Here is an 18,474-nt window from a genome sequence, read left to right as displayed (position 1 = left end):
AGCGTCGCAACTTACGGCCCACGGGCCGGGCCGCATCTGGCGGCCGGGGGAGAACATGAGCAAGAACAGCGGCGGGGGCTACAGGTGCCTGTGCCCGGCCTGTGGTAGCCGGATGCGCATCCGCAACTCGGAAGACCAGACACCCACGTACAAGACCATGTACGGCCAATGCACCAACTTAGCGTGTGGCGGCACCTATACCGGCGCCTTGTCCTGGGACTACGCCCTGAGCCCCAGCGGCCTTGACCGACCGCGCGTCACCCTGCCCGTGGCCCCTTCTGTGCAACGCATGAAGGCCCTGCGCGAAAGCCAGCCGAAAACCAACCAGCTCGACATGCTCGCCGCCCTGGAGACCTCCGAATGACCACAGCCCAGCACCCCGACGACTACCGCGCCAGCATGCAGGTGGCCGCCGCCGGCTTCATCGAGCGCCACCAGGCCGAGCACCTGCACGACGACGCCCTGTTCGACCGCACCGTGCAGCACCTGGTCACCACCCTGGGCGTGCCCCTGTTCATGGCTGACCGCATCGCCTACCTGGCCATGACCGACCGACCGCCCGTGTGGCTCGGCATCGACATGGCCACCGGCCCGGACGTCACCGTCCAGCACCACTTCCAGGCCACTCCGGCCGCCCGTTAACCCGAACCCGAACCCCAGCCCTGCCCGCTTCGCGTGGGTTTGGGCGAGTTACACCCGCGATCCGAGGTCGCCCATGCAGAACGCCATCGCCCTTCAGCTGAACATGCCACGGCCCGTAGCCGAGGCCTGGCTCGCCTGCCTGCGAGCCGACCTGCAGAAGTGCCTCACCGAGCACTGGTATGACGACCGCTACCGCACCGTCCCGGCTCCCCTGCGTAGCGCGCGAATCCTCGACGACTACCCGGCACTTGCCGGCCACAAACGCACCATAGGCGCGCTGAAAGCCGCCCTGGCCAACCAGCAGTAAGGCCCCCATGAAGTCCATGCCCAACGACATCCGCCAGGAGGTGCTACGCCGCCTGGAGGACCAATACGGCCTCAAGCACCGCGACGGCACCCTCTACATGCGCAAGGGCAAATGCCCGGCATGCGGGAAAAAGGAGCTGTACTCCCGCAGCGACGAGCCCTGGTTCATCAAGTGCGGCCGCCCGAGCAAGTGCGGCCAGCAGTGGCACGTTAAAGAGTTGTTCGACGACCTGTTCGACGACTACAGCAAGCAGCACCCCGCCACAGAAAAGGAGCCTGCCGCCTCGGCCAACGCCTACTTGCAGTGGGCGCGCGGCTTCGACCTGAACCTGGTCAAGGGCTGGTATACCCAGGAGAACTACTACAGCCGCGACCTGGGCTTCGGCAGCGCCACCGTGCGCTTCCCCTTGGAGCACGGCGGCTACTGGGAACGGCTGATTGACCGGCCCCACCGCTTCGGGAAACTGAAGGCCCGCTTCGCCCCGGGTAAATCGCCCAGGGGCTACTGGTGGTGCCCGCCCAGCATCGACCTGCTGGAGGTGGACGAACTGTGGATCGTCGAGGGCATCTTCGACGCCATCGCCCTGCTGCACCACGGCATCGCTGCCGTTTCCGCCATGAGTTCCGTGGCCTTCCCCTTCGAGTCGTTGAAGGCCCTGGCCAAGGCCCGCACCGAGGCGGACAAGAAGCTGCCCACGCTGGTCTGGGCGCTGGATAACGAACCCGGGGCACACCACTACACCCGCAAGCACGCTGCCATGGCCAGCGAGTTGGGCTACCGCTGCGAGGCGGCGCAGATCCCGCAGCGCGACCGGAAGGCCGACTGGAACGACCTGCACCAGCGCTGGATGTTCATCGACGAGCCCAAGCGCTCCGACGTGCGCGCCCAGGACCTCAAGGCGGCCCGCTACCACGGCGCGCTGCTGCTGGCCGAGAACGCCAGCGAGAAAGCCCTGCTCATGTACGACTGGCGCGAGCAAGGCGAATTCCACTTCGGCTTCGACAACCGCCTGTACTGGTTCAAGCTCGACCTGGAGAAATTCAACCAAGCCATGCGCGGCCTGGAAGACAGCGACGACCACGACGAAAAGCTGCTCAACACCAGGCAGATGCGCGAGAAGGCGCTACGCCAAGCCGGCTGCGTGGTGGAAATCGCCAACTGCTACCCCCAGGCCCTGTACTTCCAGCGCAACGAGATTACCGACGAGTCCTGGTACTACTTCCGCGTCGACTTCCCCCACGACGAGCCCACCGTCCGCAACACCTTCACCGGCGGCCAGGTCGCCGCCGCCAGCGAGTTCAAAAAACGCCTGCTCGGCATGGCCGCCGGCGCCGTGTTCACCGGCAGCGGCGCCCAGCTCGACAAGATCATGAAGGAACAGCTTTTCGGCCTGAAAACCGTCAAGACCATCGACTACATCGGCTACAGCAAGGAACACGCCTGCTACGTGTTCGGCGACCTGGCCGTGCGCGGCGGCGTGGTGGTGCCGGCCAACGCGGAGGACTACTTCGAGTTCAAGGACCTGCGCCTCAAGACCCTGCAGAAGTCGATCAAGCTGGCCATCGCCCGTACCGACGAGGGCTACAGGCCGGAATGGCTCGACTGGTTGTGGACGTGCTTTAACACCCAGGGCGTCATCGCCCTGGCCTACTACTTCGGCTCCCTGTTCTGCGAGCAAATCCGCGCCGAGTTCCAGTCCTTCCCCTTCCTGGAGGTGACCGGCGAGGCCGGCGCCGGCAAGTCCACCCTGCTCATGTTCCTGTGGAAGCTGCTCGGCCGCCCGGACGAGGAAGGCAAAGACCCCTCGAAAATGTCCAAGGCGGGCCTGCGCCGCTGGCTCAGCCAGATATCCGGCATGCCGGTAGTGATGCTGGAGGCGGACCGCAGCGACGACAAAGGCAACGCCGCCAAGGCCTTCGACTGGGACGAGTTCAAACCCCTGTTCAACGGCGGCAGCCTGGGCGTAACCGGCGTGAAGACGGCGGGCAACGAAACCCACGAACCGCCCTTCCGCGCGGCCCTGGTGATCAGCCAGAACGCCACCGTAGTGGCCTCCGAAGCCATCCTGACCCGCATCGTGCGGCTGCACTTCATCCGCCCCGAGGTCACCAGCGCCAGCCGCGCGGCGGCCGACAACCTCAACCTGCTGCAGGTCGAGGACGTCAGCCACTTCCTGCTGATGGCGGTGAAGATCGAACAGAAGGTCATGGAGGTGTTCCGCGAGCGGGTCCGGGTCTACGAACAGGAGCTGCGCGCCCTGCGCGAGATTCGTATCGAGCGGATCATCAAGAACCACGCGCAGCTGATGGCCCTGGTCGACGCGCTGTGCCTGGTGGCGCCCCTTCCTGATCGGCAACGGGATGCAGTCATCCGCGAGCTGAGCGCCATGGCCGTGGCCCGCCAGCACGCCGTCAACGCCGACCCGCAGGAAGTGGCCGAGTTCTGGGAAGTGTTCGACTACCTGGAATCGCTCCACGACCACCCGATGGTCAACCACAGCAAGAATCCCGAGCGGATCGCCATCAACCTCAATGAGTTCTGCGAGCGGGCCGCCGAGCACAAACAGCGGCTGGCCGACGCCACCACCCTGCGCACCCTGCTGGTCAACAGCCGGTCCCGCCCCTTCATCGACAAGAACCTGGCCGTGGACAGCGCCGTCCGCGCCGCCTTCAACGCCCGAAATACCGAGTTCAACCAGCGCGCCACCACCGTGAAGTGCTGGGTGTTCAAGGCCACCTAACCCGGGCGCGGCAACGCCCGGCATCACCCCAAGGAGAAACACCATGCACGACGAAACACCGCTCCACCGCCCCAGCCGGCGGGAGGCCCTGGCCACCCTGGCGACCACCGGCCTGACCCTGGGCCTGATCACCCTGGCCGGCTACTACGCCCCGTCCCTGCTGGCCCTGGCGGCCCGCTAACCCCAACGCCCAGGCGCGGCAACGCCTGGGCAACTACCCCAAGGAGAAACACCATGCACAAGCAAACCCCCAACTGGCTGACCCAGTTCCTGATCGCCTTCGGCGCACCCGGCCTGGTCGCCCTCGCCTGGTGGGCTGGCGCGTTCCATGCCCAGCGTATCCGCGAGCTGCAGGCCACCTACCCCATCCTGCAGATCACCGGCCCGGCCGGCTCCGGCAAAACCACTCTCGTCTCCAGCCTCTGGGGGCTGAGCGGTAGCGAGCCAGTCAGCTACTCGGCGAACACCTGCAGCATGGGCGCCTTGCTGGCGTTCCTGGCACGCGCGGTCAACCGCCCGGTAGTGATCGACGAGAGCGGTTACGACAGCAACGAAAATTTTGACTGGAACGCCCTGCGCGAGTGCTACGACGGCAAGCCAATGTCCACCCGAGGGACCGGCATTCCCGCCGAAGGAATGAGGTTCCAGGGCGCCCTGGCATTCATCGGAGGTGAAGGCGAGGTACTGAACCGGCGCATCGTCAACGTACATCTGCCCCGGCTGCACCCGAGCGAGGCCCAGCGCAACGCCATCCAGGCGCTGAACGAACTGCAGGTCGGCCACTTCACCGAGTTCGTGGAAACCGTCCGCGCCAACACCGTGCAGGTGGCCTACCGCCTGGGCCACGTCGCCGCCTACGTCGAGAGCATGCAGGAGGACATGGGGCCGGACCTGCCCACCGACAGCGCCCGCAACCACGCCCAGCTCCGCGCCCTGCTCGACCTACTCGACGACCTGTTCCAGGTGCCCGACGAGGCCCTGCACCAGGGCCATTGCTTCGTGAACGACATGGCCTGGCGGCACGCCGGTTCGGGGGCTCGCCTGTGACCTCGCTCGATCTGCTGGGCATCACCCTGGGCTTCCAGACCTGGGCGGAGCCGCGCGGCTACGACATGGCCACCGACGCCGAAGGCACCTTCCTCAACCTCGAAACGCGCAGCGCCTGGCTGGGCTACCTGGCCGCCCATGGCGAGGACGGATGCAAGCCGGTCGGCCAGCAGCTGTACGCCCGCATGAGGCCTGGCGGCCGCTACGCCCACCAGACGGACAAGCTGTTCCCGGTCCGGGTCGGCAAGGCGCCCTATGACGACTACGTGGTCCACGGCGGGCCTGGCGGCGTGTACGCGCTGCGCGACGTGCACTTCTTCGTCCTGGTCGACGGCAAGCCCATGCGCCTGGACGGCAAGCCCATCAACGCCCGCTGACAGCGGAAGGCCCCGCCGAGCGGCAACTCGGCGGGCCTGCCCCCAACCCAAGGAGAAACACCATGCACCCGCTGGAACTGCGCTACCGCTGGCCGCTGCTCGCCATGGTCGCCGCCCTGGCAGGCGTGACCGCCATATCGGTGGCGCTGGCCATCGCCGCGCTGATCGAGGACACCCTGCTTGCGCTGCTGTTCGCCTCGGCCGCGGTGGTCCTGGACCTGTTCAAGTACATAGCCTGGCCGCTGGCCCTCGGCCTGCTGGCCGTGCGCCGCAACGTGGGCGCAGCGCTGATGATGGCCTGTGCGCTCGCCCTGGGCGGCGTCTCGGGCTGGGCCACGTATGACCGCCTCATGACGTCGATAGTGACCAGCCGCGCCGAGCACCAGGCGCGCCACGAACAACGCCGCGTCGACCTGGTGGAACAGCGCGACGCCGATGCCGTCCGCACTCAGCAGCTCGACGCCGAAGCGGCTGCTATCCACCAACAGGCCAACGCCTTGCGGGAGCGCGGCATGGTCAGCCGCGCCCTGGAGCTGGAAGCCACCGCCCTGGCGCGCATCGACACCGAGCGCGAACGCGCCCAGGTGCGCCGGGACAACGCCTCGCGGGAGCTGACCGCCCTGCTCGCCCAGCCGGCCAAGGCCGCCGGCCTACCCCTGCACCTGGCCACCCTGCTGTGCCTCGGCTTCGCCGCCGCGCTGGAGGTCGTGCCCGCCCTGATCCTCGCCGCGCTGCGCCCGGCACCCGCCCAGGAACGCGCCCCGGTAGCGGTTCCCGCTGCACAGGAACAGCCCGAGGAACGCCCCCAGGAACAGGCGGAAACAGGGCCGGAAACGGCCACAGGGCAAGGCCTTCCGCCAGAACTACGGCAGCTCATAGCGGGAGCAGAGCGAGGCGCCAAGGTGACCGTCAGGCAAGTGGCGAGGGAACTACAGATGGGCAGCACCAAGGCCACCCGATTGCTGCAGCAGGCCGAAGAACTGGGCCTGCTGCACAAGACCGCCGGCGGCTATGTCGCCGCATAAAAAAAGCCCCACCGAGCGGCAACTCGGCAGGGCCTCAACCCCAAGGAGAAACACCATGCAAGCGAAACCCCAAGAAGTCGACCCGAAGGCTACCACACCCGTGATCACCGCCGCCCACCTGCCTGGCCTGCTGCTGGCCGCGCAGTTCTTCACCGACCGCGGCTATGACGAATTCACCCTGGAAATGCACATCCTGGGCGACCTGATCCAGCAGTCCTACGCTCGCCCGTACATCCCTGCCGGCATGCGCGAGGCCTTCGAGGTCTGGGTGCTGAGCATGTGGGCAGGGGCACGGCTTCATCGCCGCGACGCCCTCCCGGGAAGTCATCTGCATTACGGCGAGTATGTCGACGAGTACGTCCAACGTGCCTGGGTCGGCTGGCAAGCCTGTGCCGCGCAGCCCTCGCCAGATGGCTCCAGCAGCGACAAGACCCGCGCCGAGCTGTACGACGAGGTATGGCAGAAGGCCCGCGACATGGGCTACGGCAATGTCACCGGCGCCCTGCTGGAGCTAGATCGCATCAAGGCGCGGCAGGCCGATCTGTCGGCCGAACTGCAATGGACACATCACAAACCGGACCAGCAGGGAGCGTACTGGATTCGCGGTAACAGCCTCGAAGCCCCCGCCCTGGTACAGGTCAAGCTCTGCGACGACGGGCTGTGGTGCAACCTGCACATTAGAACCACCGAGCCCAACTTCGAGTACGGCTTCTCCATCGCGCAACTGAATGACCAGTTCGAATGGCTCGGCCCGCTGCAGGGAGGTGCCCAATGAGCACCATGCGCGGGCAATCCCGCACAGCTGACAAGTTCGTTCTGCGGATGCCGGACGGCATGCGTGGCCGGATCGAGGAGCTAGCCGAGTCGAACCACCGCAGCATGAACGCCGAAATCGTCCGCAGGCTTGAGCGCTCGTTCATCACCACCGACCTGGTCGCCCAGCAGAACCAACTGATCGCCCACTTGCAGTCAACCATTGCCATTCTGTGCCGCACCGCAGAAAGCGAAGGCGCCGGCCCCGATCTGCGCGCAGTCATCGACGCCGTTAACGCCGCACGCCGTGGGGAGGTGCCCCATGCGTGAACACCCAACCATGGCCAGCCACCGCCTGGACCTGTCAAGCATCTGCGATATCTGCGGCAAAGCCCGGTCGACCCGCAAGCACGCCCGCTGCAGCCGTATCCGTCAGAAGACAAAACAGGCCGAGTGGGAAACCCTGCAGGCCGAGAAAGCCGCCGCACGCGAAGCACGGGGGCGCCGCTATGCACGCTGAAAAAACTACACCCATCACCATCAACGTGCGCCAGAACTCTTTCACCTACATCGCCAAGGCCAAGGGCTTCAAGCCCTCGGCCAGCTGCACCGCCGGCGCACGCCAGGCCGCCGAAGCCCTCGCCCGCAAGCTGGGCCTCGCGCCCGGCGTGCTCCAGGAACAGCAGGACGCCGACCTGGCGTATGGCTGCTCGCGCTTCGTCCATCCTGGCGAACAGCAGCAGAGCGCCGGGGGTGAATCATGAGTTCCCTACGGCAGGGCGATATCTTCTCCGCCGGCGCGGCGCGCCTGCAGATGACCGAGAGCATCGAGCTGACGATTCAGTCTCTGCAGGCCTACGGCGCCGATCACGATCACTGGGCCATGGCCTGGTCGGGCGGAAAGGACAGCACCACCACCGTCACCCTGGTGCTGTACCTAATCGACACCGGCAAGGTGAAAGCCCCGAAAACCCTGACCGTGTTCTATGCCGACACCCGGCTGGAGCTGCTGCCGCTGGCGAACTCCGCGCGGCAGATCATGGACGAGCTGGAGGAACGCGGCGTCCACGTCGAGGTGGTCATGGCCCCGCTGGACAAACGCTTCATGGTCTACATCCTGGGCCGGGGTGTACCGCCGCCGAATAACAACACCCTGCGGTGGTGTACCCGCCAGATCAAGCTCGACCCTATGCACGCCGCCCTGGAGCATCGCCTCGCCGAGCTGGACGGTAACGTCCTGATGATCACCGGCGTTCGCCAGGGCGAGAGCGCCATCCGCGACCAGCGCATCGAAATGAGCTGTGGCAAGGATGGCGCGGAGTGCGGCCAGGGCTGGTATCAGAAGATGTTGCCCGAGGCGAAGGGCTTCAAAGGGCGCGTGGCCACACTCGCGCCGCTGCTGCACTGGCGCGTCTGCCACGTCTGGGAATGGCTGAAGCACTGGGCGCCCCAGGTCGAGTTCGGCGACTGGTCAACCGCCATGATCGCCGACGCTTACGGCGGCGACGAGGCAGAAGAAATCAACGCCCGCACCGGCTGTACCAGCTGCCCGCTGACCGATGAAGACATGGCGCTCGACACCATCCTGCTCACCCCATACTGGCAGTATCTGGCGCCGCTCAAGCGCCTCAAGCCGCTGTGGCGCGAGCTGCGGGAACCACGCCATCGCCTGCGCAAGGCCGGCATAGAGCGCCTGAAGGACGGCAGCATCGCTGCCAACCCGCAGCGAATGGGGCCGATCCTGCTGGGCTCTCGGCTGATGGGCCTGGAGCGAGTGCTGGCCATCCAGGCCGAGGTCAACGAAGCCGCCCAGCGCCTGGGGCGCCCTCCCGTCGACCTGATCAACCCCGAGGAAGAAGCCCGCATCCGCGAGCTGATCGCCGCCGAAACCTGGCCGGATGGCTGGGACGGCGACGAGCCGGTCGCCACCACCCCGCTGGACAAGGTCTTCGCGGACGGTTCCGTGCAGCCGCTGCTGTTCCGGGAGGTGCAGGAATGAAGGCACTAAGCATTCGCCAGCCCTGGGCCTGGCTGATCGTCAACGGTCACAAGGACGTCGAAAACCGCAGCTGGCCGACCCGTTTTCGCGGGCCGGTGCTGATCCATGCCGCCAAGGGCATGACCCGCGAGGAATACGAGATCGCCCGCGACCTTGCGGAACATCTTGGCGTCACCCTGCCTGCACCTCATGACCTGCAGCGCGGCGGCATCGTGGGCATCGCCACTGTGACCGGGTGTGTCGATGACAGCCCCTCGCCCTGGTTCTTCGGCCAGTTCGGCTTCGAGCTGACGGCCGCCCGTCCGCTGCCATTCTTCATGCCCTACAAGGGGCAGCTGGGGTTCTTCAATGTGGATTGCCTGGAGGTGTTCGATGGCTGATCAGTTCAGCACCGGCGGCCGCCGGTGCGGGCGCGCACTTCGCAAGAACCTCCAGCCGCTGCTGCAGTACGCCAAGGCCAACGGCTGGACGGTAGGCGCTACGAAGAACGGGCACCTGCGCTTCACCAAGCCCGGGCGGCCCATCATCCACACCGGCAGCACGCCCAGCGACTGGCGATCACTCCGCAACGCCCTGGCCGCCCTCGCCAGGGCCGACCGGATGGTCGTTGTCGAGCTGCCTCACGCGGTGGCCATCTACCATGGCTGACCAGGACATGAGCCAGCACAGGCTGGAATGCGAGGCCCGGGCCTGGCTGCGCTTCGGCTATACCAGCCAGGAAAAGGTCAGTGAGCTGCAGGAGCTAATCGCCAAAAAGCGCGGCACCTCGGCGGCCGAAAGGCTGGTCCAGGAAATGCGCCGGCAGTGGCAGCGCCGGCGGGAGTGGCTGCTCTAGCCGCCCGGCTCGATCTACAAGAATCGACAGTCTGTAATTCTCGGCCCCCCTGCGAGCCGAGCCTTCACGGCGCCTCCTACACTGGCGCCGTTTTTATGCGTGGGGACGCAAATGGCTGATGGAGTTGAAGTGCGCGGCAACGCCGTGCGCGTGTATTTCCGCTATGGCGGAGAGTTGTGCCGGGAGCGCATTCCCGGTGGGAACACCCCTGAGAACCAAGCCCATGCGCGCCGGCTGGTGGAAATCATTGAATTCGAGATCCGCGCCGGCACGTTCGACTATGCCCGGCACTTTCCCAACTCAACCCGGCTGACCGAGAACACCTTTGGGCACTACCTGGACCTCTGGCTGAGCATCCAGCGGAACAACGTGGCGGCAACGACTTACCGGGGCTATTCGAGCAAGGCCGAGGTCCATATCCGCCCGCGCTGGGCGCGCGTGCAGATCGACCGCATCACCCACCTGAACCTGCAGGAGTGGGTCCAGGACGTGCTGGCCAGCAGCCTCAAGAACAAGACGATCCGCGAGGTGGTCAGCATCACCCGCCAGGTGTTCCGCCTGTACCGCACCAACAAGAAGGTGGCGCACGACCCCACCGAGGGCATCATCGTGCGCCTGCCCGACCCGGAAGACCCGGACCCGTTCACCCGGGCGGAAATCAGGAAGATTCTGGAAACCCCGACCGACCGGACCCTAGAGCTGCTGATGGTGCAGTTCATGATCTGGGCGGGGCCGCGCGTGTCTGAAACCATCGCCCTGGCCTGGGAGGACGTCGACCTGGTCAACGGAACGGTCACGTTCCGCCGCTCGAAGGTGCGCGGCGCCTATAGGGTGACGAAGACTCGGCGCTCGACTAGGAAGGTTCGTCTACTGGCGCCGGCCTGGGACGCGCTCAGGAAGACCAAGGCCCTGACGCAGGGCGGCAAGCGGCAGGAAGTGGAAGTCGTGCAGCGGGACAACAAGACCAGGCGCAAGGAGCGGCTGCACTTCGTGTTCCTGAACACCAACACCGGAGAGCCACACGTCAGCGACTTCAGCGTCCGTGACCGCTTCTTCAAGGCCCATCTAAATGCGGCCGAGGTCCGTTACCGGGGGCCAGGCCAGTGCCGGCACACCTACGCCAGCCAGCTGCTGACCACGGGCGTGGCCTCGATCGACTGGATCGCCGAGCAGATGGGCCACACCAACGGCAACATGATCCGCCAGCACTACGGCAAGTGGATCAACGAAGACGGCCCGGACGTCGTCGGCATGCTCGAACACGCGCTCAACCTCTGAGCGCGTTCCCATACCGTTCCCATCTGGGCGATTTTCACATCCCCCAAAACGACCAAGCCCCTGATTTCTCTAGGAAGATCAGGGGCTTAGCGTATATCTCATCTGGCGGTGAAGGAGGGATTCGAACCCTCGATACGGTTTCCCGTATACACACTTTCCAGGCGTGCTCCTTCAACCGCTCGGACACTTCACCGGATCTCGCCGAACCAGTCTGGTCCGTCGAGGCGCGCTAATGTAGCCGAACGGTTTTCCGAATGCAAAATATTTTTTCAGTCGATTCATACGCTTATGCGGAGCGGTGGGGTTTCGTCTGGTTCGCGTCGAAACGATGGCCGCCGAACAGCAGGAAGCCGAGGGAGACGAACAGGCTGAACAGGAACAGCTGCAGCACGCCGGACTGGCTGTGGCTATAGGGTGTGGCGGCCAGGACCGTCAGGCTGACCAGCAGCAGCGACATATAGAAAGGGGACGATACGAGGCATGGGCGCTCCTCAGGTTCGCGGCCAACCTAAGTCAACGCTCGGTATAGCAGCCAATCGACAATGCCGATGGCGCCGATCGACAGGCGGGTGGATGACCCCACGGTCAGCCAAAGCGCTTTACCCTTGGCCCGGTGCTGGGTAACGTCAGCGCCACTTTCCGCAACCTGGACTAGGACTTCCGCCATGAGCGACCTGATCAGCTATCAACTCGAAGACGGCATTGCCACCCTGACTCTCAACAACGGCAAGGTGAATGCCATCTCCCCGGATGTGATCGCCGCCTTCAATGCCGCGCTGGATCAGGCCGTGCAGGACCGCGCCGTGGTGATCATCACCGGTCAGCCGGGCATTCTTTCGGGCGGCTACGACCTCAAGGTGATGACCTCCGGCCCGCAGAACGCCGTGGCGCTGGTGACCGCCGGCTCCACCCTGGCGCACCGCATGCTTAGCCACCCCTACCCGATCATCGTCGCCTGCCCGGGACACGCGATCGCCAAGGGCGCCTTCATCCTGCTTTCCAGCGACTACCGCATCGGCGTGGAAGGCCCGTTCAACATCGGCCTGAACGAAGTGCAGATCGGCATGACCATGCACCACGCCGGCATCGAGCTGGCCCGTGACCGCCTGCGCAAGGCCGCCTTCCATCGTTCGGTTATCAACGGCGAGATCTTCGATCCGCAGGGCGCCGTGGACGCCGGTTTCCTCGACAAGGTGGTACCGGCCGAGCAGCTGCAGGCTACCGCCCTGGCCGCCGCCCAGCAGTTGAAGAAGATCAACATGACCGCACACAAGAACACCAAGCTCAAGGTGCGCAAGGCGCTGCTCGAGACCCTGGAGAAGGCCATCGAGCTGGACCAGAAACATCTGGGCTGATCGCAAGCACACGAAAAAGGCGCCTCCGGGTGCCTTTTTTATGACTATGTCCCCGTTGCGTGTTGCAGACTCTACAGCTGGCCTGCGGAAACGGCCTGCCTGCCACATCAATAGGAATTCGTAGGATGAGTTAGGCCACGGGCCGTAACCCACCAGAGCAATCGATTGCGGCACCGCCGGTTGGTTACGCCAGCAAGCGGCTGACCCACCCTACGCGATGCGTGGTCAAGCCCCTTTATCTGAACGCTGCAGCTGCCTGCTCCTGGATTATTCCCCTTCGGGCCAGCGCAAGCGCTGTTCAGCGATACAGCTGCTGTCCCGCCTGCGCGGGAATGACGGTTCCGGAAGAAATTCCCCCTACCTCGTCATCCCCGCGCAGGCGGGGACCCAGGATGAGCCCGGGCGCTACAACACGTAACGGGTACATAGCCAAGAAAAAGGCCATGTCACCGTTAAATGTTGCATACCTTGTGGAATCGGATTTATCCGCGAATTTCGCGGCCAATCGGAATGCCGCCCAGCCGCTCCCACAAGAGCAGAATTGCGCCACCAATGCGTAGCAGGGACATGGCCTTTTATGGCCTGCCATCCCGCTGTGGTGGCGTTGAAAGACTCTCAGCCCATTTCTTGGTGCGCGCAGCGCACCCTACGTCTACGTGCGTCAGCAGTCGCTGAGGTGCAGGAAGATTTCTGCCAGCCGCTCGATGCCGGCCTGGTCCTCGACGCTGAATCGCCCGAGATGCGGGCTGTCCAGATCGAGCACGCCGATCAGCCGCCCGCCCTTCACCAGAGGCACCACCAGCTCGCTGTTGGAAGCGCTGTCGCAGGCGATGTGGCCGGGGAAGGCGTGCACATCCTCGACCCGCTGGGTCTGCCGGGTGCTCGCCGCGGCGCCGCACACGCCGCGCCCGAAGGGGATGCGTACACAGGCCACCTTGCCCTGGAACGGGCCGAGCACCAGTTCCTCGCTCCTGTTCAGATAAAAGCCTGCCCAGTTGAGCCCGTCGACCTCGCCGAACAGGAAGGCGGCGAACTGTGCCGCATTGGCGATGAAGTCGCGCTCGCCGGCCAGCAGCGCCTCCAGCTGCGCCGCCAGCAGCGCATAGCCCTCGCGGCCCTGCCCCATCTGCTGCAGATCGATCACTGGCCCGCCCCCAGAAGTTGCTGGCCGACCCAGCTGCGGGCGAACTGGTAGGCGCAGCGGCCGTTGCGATTGCCACGTCCCAGCGCCCAGCGGATGGCAAGGATTTCCAGGTCGTGGTTCCACTCCCAGCGCAGCCCGACCTGGCCCGCCAGCACGCCGATCCAGTGGCGCACCACCGCGAGGAAGTGCTCCTGGGTGAAGGGATAGAAGGAAATCCACAGGCCGAAGCGGTCGGACAGCGCGATCTTGTCCTCCACCGCCTCGCTCGGGTGCAGCTCGCCCTCGACGTGCTGCCAGTTGTCGTTGTCGCTCTCCTTCTCCGGCACTAGGTGGCGGCGGTTGGAGGTGGCGTACAGCAGCACGTTGTCCGGCGCCCGCTCCAGGGAGCCGTCCAGCACGCTCTTGAGCACCCGGTAGTCGCCTTCGCCGGACTCGAACGACAGGTCATCGCAGAACAGCACGAAGCGCTGTGGCAGGCCGGCCAGGGCCTCTACCACGCGCGGCAGGTCGGCCAGGTGGTCGCGCTCGATCTCGATCAGGCGCAGGCCGACGCCGGCGTTCTCCGCCAGCAGCGCGCGCACCAGCGAGGACTTGCCGGTGCCCCGCGCGCCCCACAGCAGCGCGTGGTTGGCCGGCAGGCCCTGCACGAACTGGCGGGTATTGCGCGCCAACTGCTCGCGCTGGGTGTCCACGCCGACCAGATCGGATAGATTCAGGTCCAGGCTCACCCGCAGCGGCTGCAGGAATCCGCTGTGCCCCTCGCGCTGCCAGCGGGCGGCGATGACGCTGTGCCAGTCCAGCGCCACGCGCACGGCGGGCAACAGGGGTTCCAGACGCTCCAGCACGGCATCGGCACGTTGCAGAAAACTGTTCAAGCGAGAATCCACGACTTACTCCTCAATATCCGCCAGGGCATTCGGGTGAAAGCCCTATACGATAGGCAACCCGGCCACTCCCGCGCAGGCGGGAATCCGCGCGCAGGCCAAGACGCTGCATTCCTGGTTCCCCGCCTTCGCGGGGACGACGAGGGGGTACAGCCACTCCACCCCATTGCCCTGAATATCCGCCCCTGCCGATGATCCGGCGCCATGGGCTATGCTAGGGTCTGTTGGCGTTTCGGCGTACGCCGCCGAACCTCAGCAGGCCCCATGGAAAGCCAGTAATCAAGGACTCAACCGCCGCACCGATGGATATTTCTCTGACCCATCGCCTGTCTTACAAGCAGGCCAAACTGACGGTGCTGGTGGCCTTCATCCTGGGTACCCTGCTGAGCCTGATCCAGGTGGGACTGGATTATGCCAGCGAAGACGCCTCCATCGACCGGGAAATCCAGTCTCTTCTGGAAATCAGCCATAACCCGGCCGCACGCATCTCCTACAACATCGATGCCGAACTGGCCCAGGAACTGGTGCTTGGCCTACTGCGCTCGCCCGCGGTGATGCGCGCGGAGATCATCGACAACAGCGGTCTGGTGCTGGCCTCGGTGGATCGTCCGCCGGTCGAGAGCCGCTACCGGATGTTCAGCGACTTCCTGTTCGGCGAGCGGCGCCTGTTCGAGGACCCGCTGTTCGTCAGCCACGCGCCCGACGAATCCCTCGGCGTGCTGCGCCTGGAGGTGGACACCTACGCCTTCGGCAGCCACTTCCTGCGCCGCGCCCTGCTCACGATGATGACCGGCTTCGCCCGCAGCCTGCTGCTGTCGATGATCCTGCTGGTGCTGTTCTACGCCATGCTGACCAAGCCGCTGGTGGGCGTGATCCGCGCCCTGAGCGACCGCGACCCTCGGCGCGACTTCTCGCCGGTGCCCTGCCCGCCCGGCCACGAGCTGGACGAGGTGGGCACGCTGGTGGCGGTGACCAACCGGCAGCTGGCCAACACCCATCAGGAGATCAGCCAGCGCCGTGAGGCCGAGGACCGCCTGACCCAGCACCTGTCCGAACTGGAGAACATCGTCTCGTCCCGCACCGCCGAGCTGAAGGCGACCAACGCCCGCCTCACCCATTCCAACCAGGAACTGGAGCGGGCGCGCAGCACGGCCCTGGAAATGGCCCAGGCCCGCGCCGCCTTCCTGGCCAACATGAGCCACGAGATCCGCACCCCGCTCAACGGCCTGCTCGGCATGCTGGCGCTGTCGCTGGACGGACCACTCAGCAGCGAACAGCGCCAGCAGCTGTCCATCGCCCACGACTCTGGCAAGGTCCTGGTGGACCTGCTCAACGATATCCTCGACCTGTCCAAGTTCGAGGCCGGTCAGCTGGAGCTGGAGAGCATTCCCTTCGACCTCGGCGCGCTGGTGGAGGAAACCGCCAGCCTGCTGTCGCAGAACACCGCGCCACAGGTGGAGCTGACCTGCCTGATCGACCCACGGCTGCCAGCCCTGGTGCTCGGCGACCCCACCCGGGTGCGGCAGATCGTCAGCAACCTGCTGTCCAACGCCCTCAAGTTCACCCGCTTCGGCCGCGTCGACCTGCGCGTCTCGCCCACGCCCGGCGGCGTGCGCATCCTCGTCAGCGACACTGGCATCGGCATCCCCGAGGAGGCGCAGAAACGCATCTTCCAGCCCTTCATCCAGGCCGAGGCTGGCATAACCCGCCAGTTCGGCGGCACCGGCCTGGGCCTGGCGCTGACCCGGCGCCTGTGCGAGGCCATGAACGGGCAGCTCGCCCTGGATTCGCGAGAAGGCTTCGGCAGCCAGTTCAGCACCACCCTGCCCCTGCCGGCCCACGCCCCGGTCATCCGCTGGCCGGCCCTGCCGGGGCGCGTGGTCGCCCTGTGCAAGCCTGGCAGCGGCCTGGCGGAGCTGCTCGACAGCTGGCTACCGATCTGGGGCCTGGGCTACCAGCGCCTGGACGACGACGCCATGCCGGGCGAACAGCCCGTCGACCTGCTGATCTGCGACAAGCCCGAGCGCCTGCCCGCGCTGCGCCAGCGCTTCGCCAGCCCGCTGCTGCTGGTGTCGGCCTACGGCACCTTCATCCCCGGCGAGCAGAGCGCCAGCCTGGCGCCGTTCGAGCAACTGCCGCGCCCGCTGTCCCGCCTGGAGCTGCACCACGCTCTGCAGCGCCTGCTGCTGCCGCACCAGGCTGCCAGCGCCGCGCCGCCGGACGGGCAGCCGAGCCGCCCGCGCCAGGCCCGGGTGCTGCTGGTGGAAGACAATCATGTCAACCAGATGGTCGCCAAGGGCATGCTGACCAAACTGGGCTGCGAGGTGGCGGTGACCGGCCACGGCGGCGAGGCCATCGCCTACCTGGAGCAGAACCCCGTGGACCTGGTGCTGATGGACTGCAACATGCCGGTGATGGACGGCTACGAAGCGACCCGGCGCATCCGCCAGCACGGCCAGTGGGCGGGACTGCCGATCATCGCCCTGACGGCCAACGCCCTGCCGGACGAGCGAGAGCACTGCCAGGCCGCCGGCATGAACGACTACCTCGCCAAGCCCTTCCGCCGCGAGGACCTGGCCGCCCTGCTGGACACCTGGCTGCCGCTCACGACCGAGCAGTGACCAGGCTCAGCAGCTGCCCCAGCCCCTGGCGCAAACCTTCCAGCTCGACCATGTCGACCCCGCTCTCGCACAGCAGGCGGTTTTTCAGCGGCAGCACCCTGTCCTTCAGCGCCAACCCCGAGTCGGTCAGCGCGAGGCACAACTCCCGCTCGTCGACGCTGGAGCGCCGGCGCTGGACCAGGCCCAGCTGCTCCAGGCGCTTGAGCAGCGGCGTCAGGGTGCCGGAGTCGAGCATCAGGCGCTCGCCCAGGGCCTTGACCGTGGCCTGCTCCGGCGGCCGCGCCTGCCACTCCCACAGCACCAGCATCGCCAGGTACTGCGGGTAGGTCAGGCCCAGCTCGTCGAGCATCGGCTTGTAGGCGCGGATCACTGCCCGAGACGCGGCGTACAGCTTGAAGCACAGCTGGTTGTCCAGCAGCAGCTGCGCTTCGATGTCCTGCGGGGCATTCATTTCAGCAGGACTTCGATCTCGGCGGTCAGCTCTTCCGGCTTGGTGGTCGGGGCGAAGCGCTTGACCTGGGTACCGTCACCGCTGATCAGGAACTTGGTGAAGTTCCACTTGATGCCCTGGCTGCCGAGCAGGCCCGGGGCGCGTTTCTTCAGCTGGACGTACAGCGGATGGGCGTCGCTGCCGTTGACGTCGACCTTCTTGAACAGGGGGAAGCTGACGCCGAAGTTCAGCTCGCAGAACTCGGAGATGGCGCCCTCGTCGCCCGGCTCCTGCTTGCCGAACTGGTTGCAGGGGAAGCCCAGCACCACCAGCCCCTTGTCCCGGTATTGCTGCCAGACGCTCTCCAGGCCCTTGTACTGCGGGGTGAAGCCGCACTTGCTGGCGGTGTTGACCACCAGCACGGCCTTGCCGCCGAAGTCCTTGAGGGTCTTCTGCTCGCCCTTGATGGTGGTGACCGGGATATCGAAAAGCTTGTCGCTCATGGCCTGCGGCTCCGCTGCGGTGGAAAAGCGTGGAATATAGCGAGCAATTGAATTGATCACAATTCAATTGCTCGAATCCCGCCGTCGGCGGGATGTACCAGGGCGCTAGCTGTCCCTCGGTTCCAGCTTGAGCGCCACCGAGTTGATGCAGTAGCGCAGGCCGGTCGGCCGGGGGCCGTCGGGGAAGACGTGGCCCAGGTGGGCATCGCACTTGGCGCACCTGACCTCGATGCGATGCATGCCGTGGCTGAAATCCTCCTTCTCGGCGATCACCTTGTCACCGACCGGCTGGAAGTAACTGGGCCAGCCGCTGCCGGAGTCGTACTTGGCATCGGAGTCGAACAGCGCCTCGCCGCAACAGGCGCAATGATAGATGCCGGGCACCTTGCTGTCGTGGTATTCGCCGGTGAAGGCACGCTCGGTGCCACCCAGCCGGCAGACGTGGAACTGGGCGTCGGAAAGCTCGTCGCGCCAGGCTTCCAGGGGTTTCTCGATCTTTTCCATGGAGTACACCTCAGGGGCAGAAAAAAGCCC

25 protein-coding genes and 1 tRNA gene are annotated in these 18,474 nt (G+C 65.9%); 19 read left to right on the top strand and 7 right to left on the bottom strand.

The genetic code is table 11. From position 1 onward, the window contains the following. The first annotated feature begins 55 nt into the window (after positions 1-55). From N5D30_RS10280 to N5D30_RS10200, 17 genes are all read left to right on the top strand, one after another. Positions 56-364 carry an ogr/Delta-like zinc finger family protein gene (locus N5D30_RS10280; protein ID WP_279908882.1) on the top strand — a complete coding sequence of 103 codons (309 nt, stop codon included), beginning with the start codon at positions 56-58 and terminating at the stop codon, positions 362-364. After that, positions 361-642, top strand: a complete 282-nt coding sequence (locus N5D30_RS10275) for a hypothetical protein (RefSeq protein ID WP_279908881.1) — start codon at positions 361-363, stop codon at positions 640-642. The genes N5D30_RS10280 and N5D30_RS10275 overlap by 4 nt, the downstream gene beginning before the upstream one ends. A gap of 73 nt (positions 643-715) precedes the next feature. Then, a complete protein-coding gene (locus N5D30_RS10270; protein WP_220816086.1) occupies positions 716-949 on the top strand; it encodes a hypothetical protein in 234 nt (77 codons plus the stop codon). 7 nt (positions 950-956) lie between these two features. After that, positions 957-3,689, top strand: a complete 2,733-nt coding sequence (locus N5D30_RS10265) for a toprim domain-containing protein (RefSeq protein ID WP_279908879.1) — start codon at positions 957-959, stop codon at positions 3,687-3,689. A 43-nt stretch (positions 3,690-3,732) separates the two neighbouring features. Continuing rightward, entirely contained in the window at positions 3,733-3,870 is a 138-nt protein-coding gene (locus tag N5D30_RS10260; RefSeq protein ID WP_220816087.1) for a hypothetical protein, read from the top strand. A 53-nt stretch (positions 3,871-3,923) separates the two neighbouring features. Beyond that, positions 3,924-4,736 (top strand): hypothetical protein, encoded by an 813-nt coding sequence (locus N5D30_RS10255; protein WP_279908877.1) that lies wholly within the window; start codon positions 3,924-3,926, stop codon positions 4,734-4,736. After that, entirely contained in the window at positions 4,733-5,113 is a 381-nt protein-coding gene (locus N5D30_RS10250) for a hypothetical protein (RefSeq protein ID WP_279908876.1), read from the top strand. The genes N5D30_RS10255 and N5D30_RS10250 overlap by 4 nt, the downstream gene beginning before the upstream one ends. A 62-nt stretch (positions 5,114-5,175) precedes the next feature. Next, positions 5,176-6,138 (top strand): hypothetical protein, encoded by a 963-nt coding sequence (locus N5D30_RS10245; RefSeq protein ID WP_279908875.1) that lies wholly within the window; start codon positions 5,176-5,178, stop codon positions 6,136-6,138. 55 nt (positions 6,139-6,193) lie between these two features. Next, on the top strand, positions 6,194-6,913 hold the full coding sequence (locus N5D30_RS10240; RefSeq protein WP_279908874.1) for a hypothetical protein: 720 nt from the start codon (positions 6,194-6,196) through the stop codon (positions 6,911-6,913). After that, on the top strand, positions 6,910-7,221 hold the full coding sequence (locus N5D30_RS10235; RefSeq protein WP_279908873.1) for an Arc family DNA-binding protein: 312 nt from the start codon (positions 6,910-6,912) through the stop codon (positions 7,219-7,221). Before N5D30_RS10240 ends, N5D30_RS10235 begins: the two co-directional genes overlap by 4 nt. Continuing rightward, positions 7,214-7,411: a hypothetical protein gene (locus N5D30_RS10230; RefSeq protein ID WP_279908872.1), complete on the top strand. Its 198-nt coding sequence runs from the start codon at positions 7,214-7,216 to the stop codon at positions 7,409-7,411. The genes N5D30_RS10235 and N5D30_RS10230 overlap by 8 nt, the downstream gene beginning before the upstream one ends. After that, on the top strand, positions 7,401-7,655 hold the full coding sequence (locus N5D30_RS10225) for a hypothetical protein (protein WP_279908871.1): 255 nt from the start codon (positions 7,401-7,403) through the stop codon (positions 7,653-7,655). Before N5D30_RS10230 ends, N5D30_RS10225 begins: the two co-directional genes overlap by 11 nt. Then, positions 7,652-8,890 (top strand): phosphoadenosine phosphosulfate reductase family protein, encoded by a 1,239-nt coding sequence (locus N5D30_RS10220; RefSeq protein ID WP_279908870.1) that lies wholly within the window; start codon positions 7,652-7,654, stop codon positions 8,888-8,890. The genes N5D30_RS10225 and N5D30_RS10220 overlap by 4 nt, the downstream gene beginning before the upstream one ends. After that, positions 8,887-9,270: an ASCH domain-containing protein gene (locus tag N5D30_RS10215; RefSeq protein ID WP_279908869.1), complete on the top strand. Its 384-nt coding sequence runs from the start codon at positions 8,887-8,889 to the stop codon at positions 9,268-9,270. The genes N5D30_RS10220 and N5D30_RS10215 overlap by 4 nt, the downstream gene beginning before the upstream one ends. Continuing rightward, a complete protein-coding gene (locus N5D30_RS10210; RefSeq protein ID WP_279908868.1) occupies positions 9,263-9,538 on the top strand; it encodes a type II toxin-antitoxin system HicA family toxin in 276 nt (91 codons plus the stop codon). Before N5D30_RS10215 ends, N5D30_RS10210 begins: the two co-directional genes overlap by 8 nt. Next, positions 9,531-9,725 carry a hypothetical protein gene (locus tag N5D30_RS10205; protein ID WP_279908867.1) on the top strand — a complete coding sequence of 65 codons (195 nt, stop codon included), beginning with the start codon at positions 9,531-9,533 and terminating at the stop codon, positions 9,723-9,725. Before N5D30_RS10210 ends, N5D30_RS10205 begins: the two co-directional genes overlap by 8 nt. A gap of 111 nt (positions 9,726-9,836) precedes the next feature. Beyond that, entirely contained in the window at positions 9,837-11,003 is a 1,167-nt protein-coding gene (locus tag N5D30_RS10200) for a DUF3596 domain-containing protein (RefSeq protein WP_220816098.1), read from the top strand. A 103-nt stretch (positions 11,004-11,106) separates the two neighbouring features. Here N5D30_RS10200 and N5D30_RS10195 read toward each other — a convergent pair. Next, positions 11,107-11,196: transfer RNA gene (locus N5D30_RS10195), tRNA-Ser, on the bottom strand. A gap of 93 nt (positions 11,197-11,289) precedes the next feature. Continuing rightward, positions 11,290-11,460, bottom strand: a complete 171-nt coding sequence (locus N5D30_RS10190) for a hypothetical protein (RefSeq protein WP_279908866.1) — start codon at positions 11,458-11,460, stop codon at positions 11,290-11,292. A gap of 208 nt (positions 11,461-11,668) precedes the next feature. On the opposite strand from N5D30_RS10190, the gene N5D30_RS10185 reads away from it, so the two are divergent. After that, positions 11,669-12,358, top strand: a complete 690-nt coding sequence (locus N5D30_RS10185) for a crotonase/enoyl-CoA hydratase family protein (RefSeq protein ID WP_220814855.1) — start codon at positions 11,669-11,671, stop codon at positions 12,356-12,358. A 661-nt stretch (positions 12,359-13,019) separates the two neighbouring features. Here N5D30_RS10185 and N5D30_RS10180 read toward each other — a convergent pair. Further along, positions 13,020-13,502: a GAF domain-containing protein gene (locus N5D30_RS10180; RefSeq protein WP_279908865.1), complete on the bottom strand. Its 483-nt coding sequence runs from the start codon at positions 13,500-13,502 to the stop codon at positions 13,020-13,022. Beyond that, on the bottom strand, positions 13,499-14,389 hold the full coding sequence (locus tag N5D30_RS10175; RefSeq protein ID WP_279908864.1) for an ATP-binding protein: 891 nt from the start codon (positions 14,387-14,389) through the stop codon (positions 13,499-13,501). The genes N5D30_RS10180 and N5D30_RS10175 overlap by 4 nt, the downstream gene beginning before the upstream one ends. Before the next feature lie 299 nt (positions 14,390-14,688). Between N5D30_RS10175 and N5D30_RS10170 the strand changes: the two genes are divergently transcribed. After that, positions 14,689-17,007, top strand: a complete 2,319-nt coding sequence (locus tag N5D30_RS10170; protein ID WP_279908863.1) for a response regulator — start codon at positions 14,689-14,691, stop codon at positions 17,005-17,007. Here the strand turns inward: N5D30_RS10170 and N5D30_RS10165 are convergent. The 3 genes from N5D30_RS10165 to msrB all read right to left on the bottom strand — a co-directional run bounded on the left by N5D30_RS10165 (position 16,991) and on the right by msrB (position 18,444). Next, positions 16,991-17,458, bottom strand: coding sequence for a MarR family transcriptional regulator (locus tag N5D30_RS10165; RefSeq protein ID WP_279908862.1), 468 nt, complete (start codon positions 17,456-17,458; stop codon positions 16,991-16,993). The genes N5D30_RS10170 and N5D30_RS10165 overlap by 17 nt on opposite strands. Continuing rightward, positions 17,455-17,940, bottom strand: coding sequence for a glutathione peroxidase (locus N5D30_RS10160; protein ID WP_279908861.1), 486 nt, complete (start codon positions 17,938-17,940; stop codon positions 17,455-17,457). The genes N5D30_RS10165 and N5D30_RS10160 overlap by 4 nt, the downstream gene beginning before the upstream one ends. A gap of 105 nt (positions 17,941-18,045) precedes the next feature. Further along, positions 18,046-18,444 (bottom strand): peptide-methionine (R)-S-oxide reductase MsrB, encoded by a 399-nt coding sequence (gene msrB, locus N5D30_RS10155; RefSeq protein WP_279905114.1) that lies wholly within the window; start codon positions 18,442-18,444, stop codon positions 18,046-18,048. Between the last annotated feature and the right edge of the window lie 30 nt (positions 18,445-18,474).

Source organism: Pseudomonas sp. GD03875, from assembly GCF_029840585.1.
Lineage (GTDB): Bacteria > Pseudomonadota > Gammaproteobacteria > Pseudomonadales > Pseudomonadaceae > Aquipseudomonas > Aquipseudomonas paralcaligenes.
The sequence above is the reverse complement of the archived record's forward strand: the minus strand, read 5'-3'. Positions and strand labels throughout refer to the sequence as shown.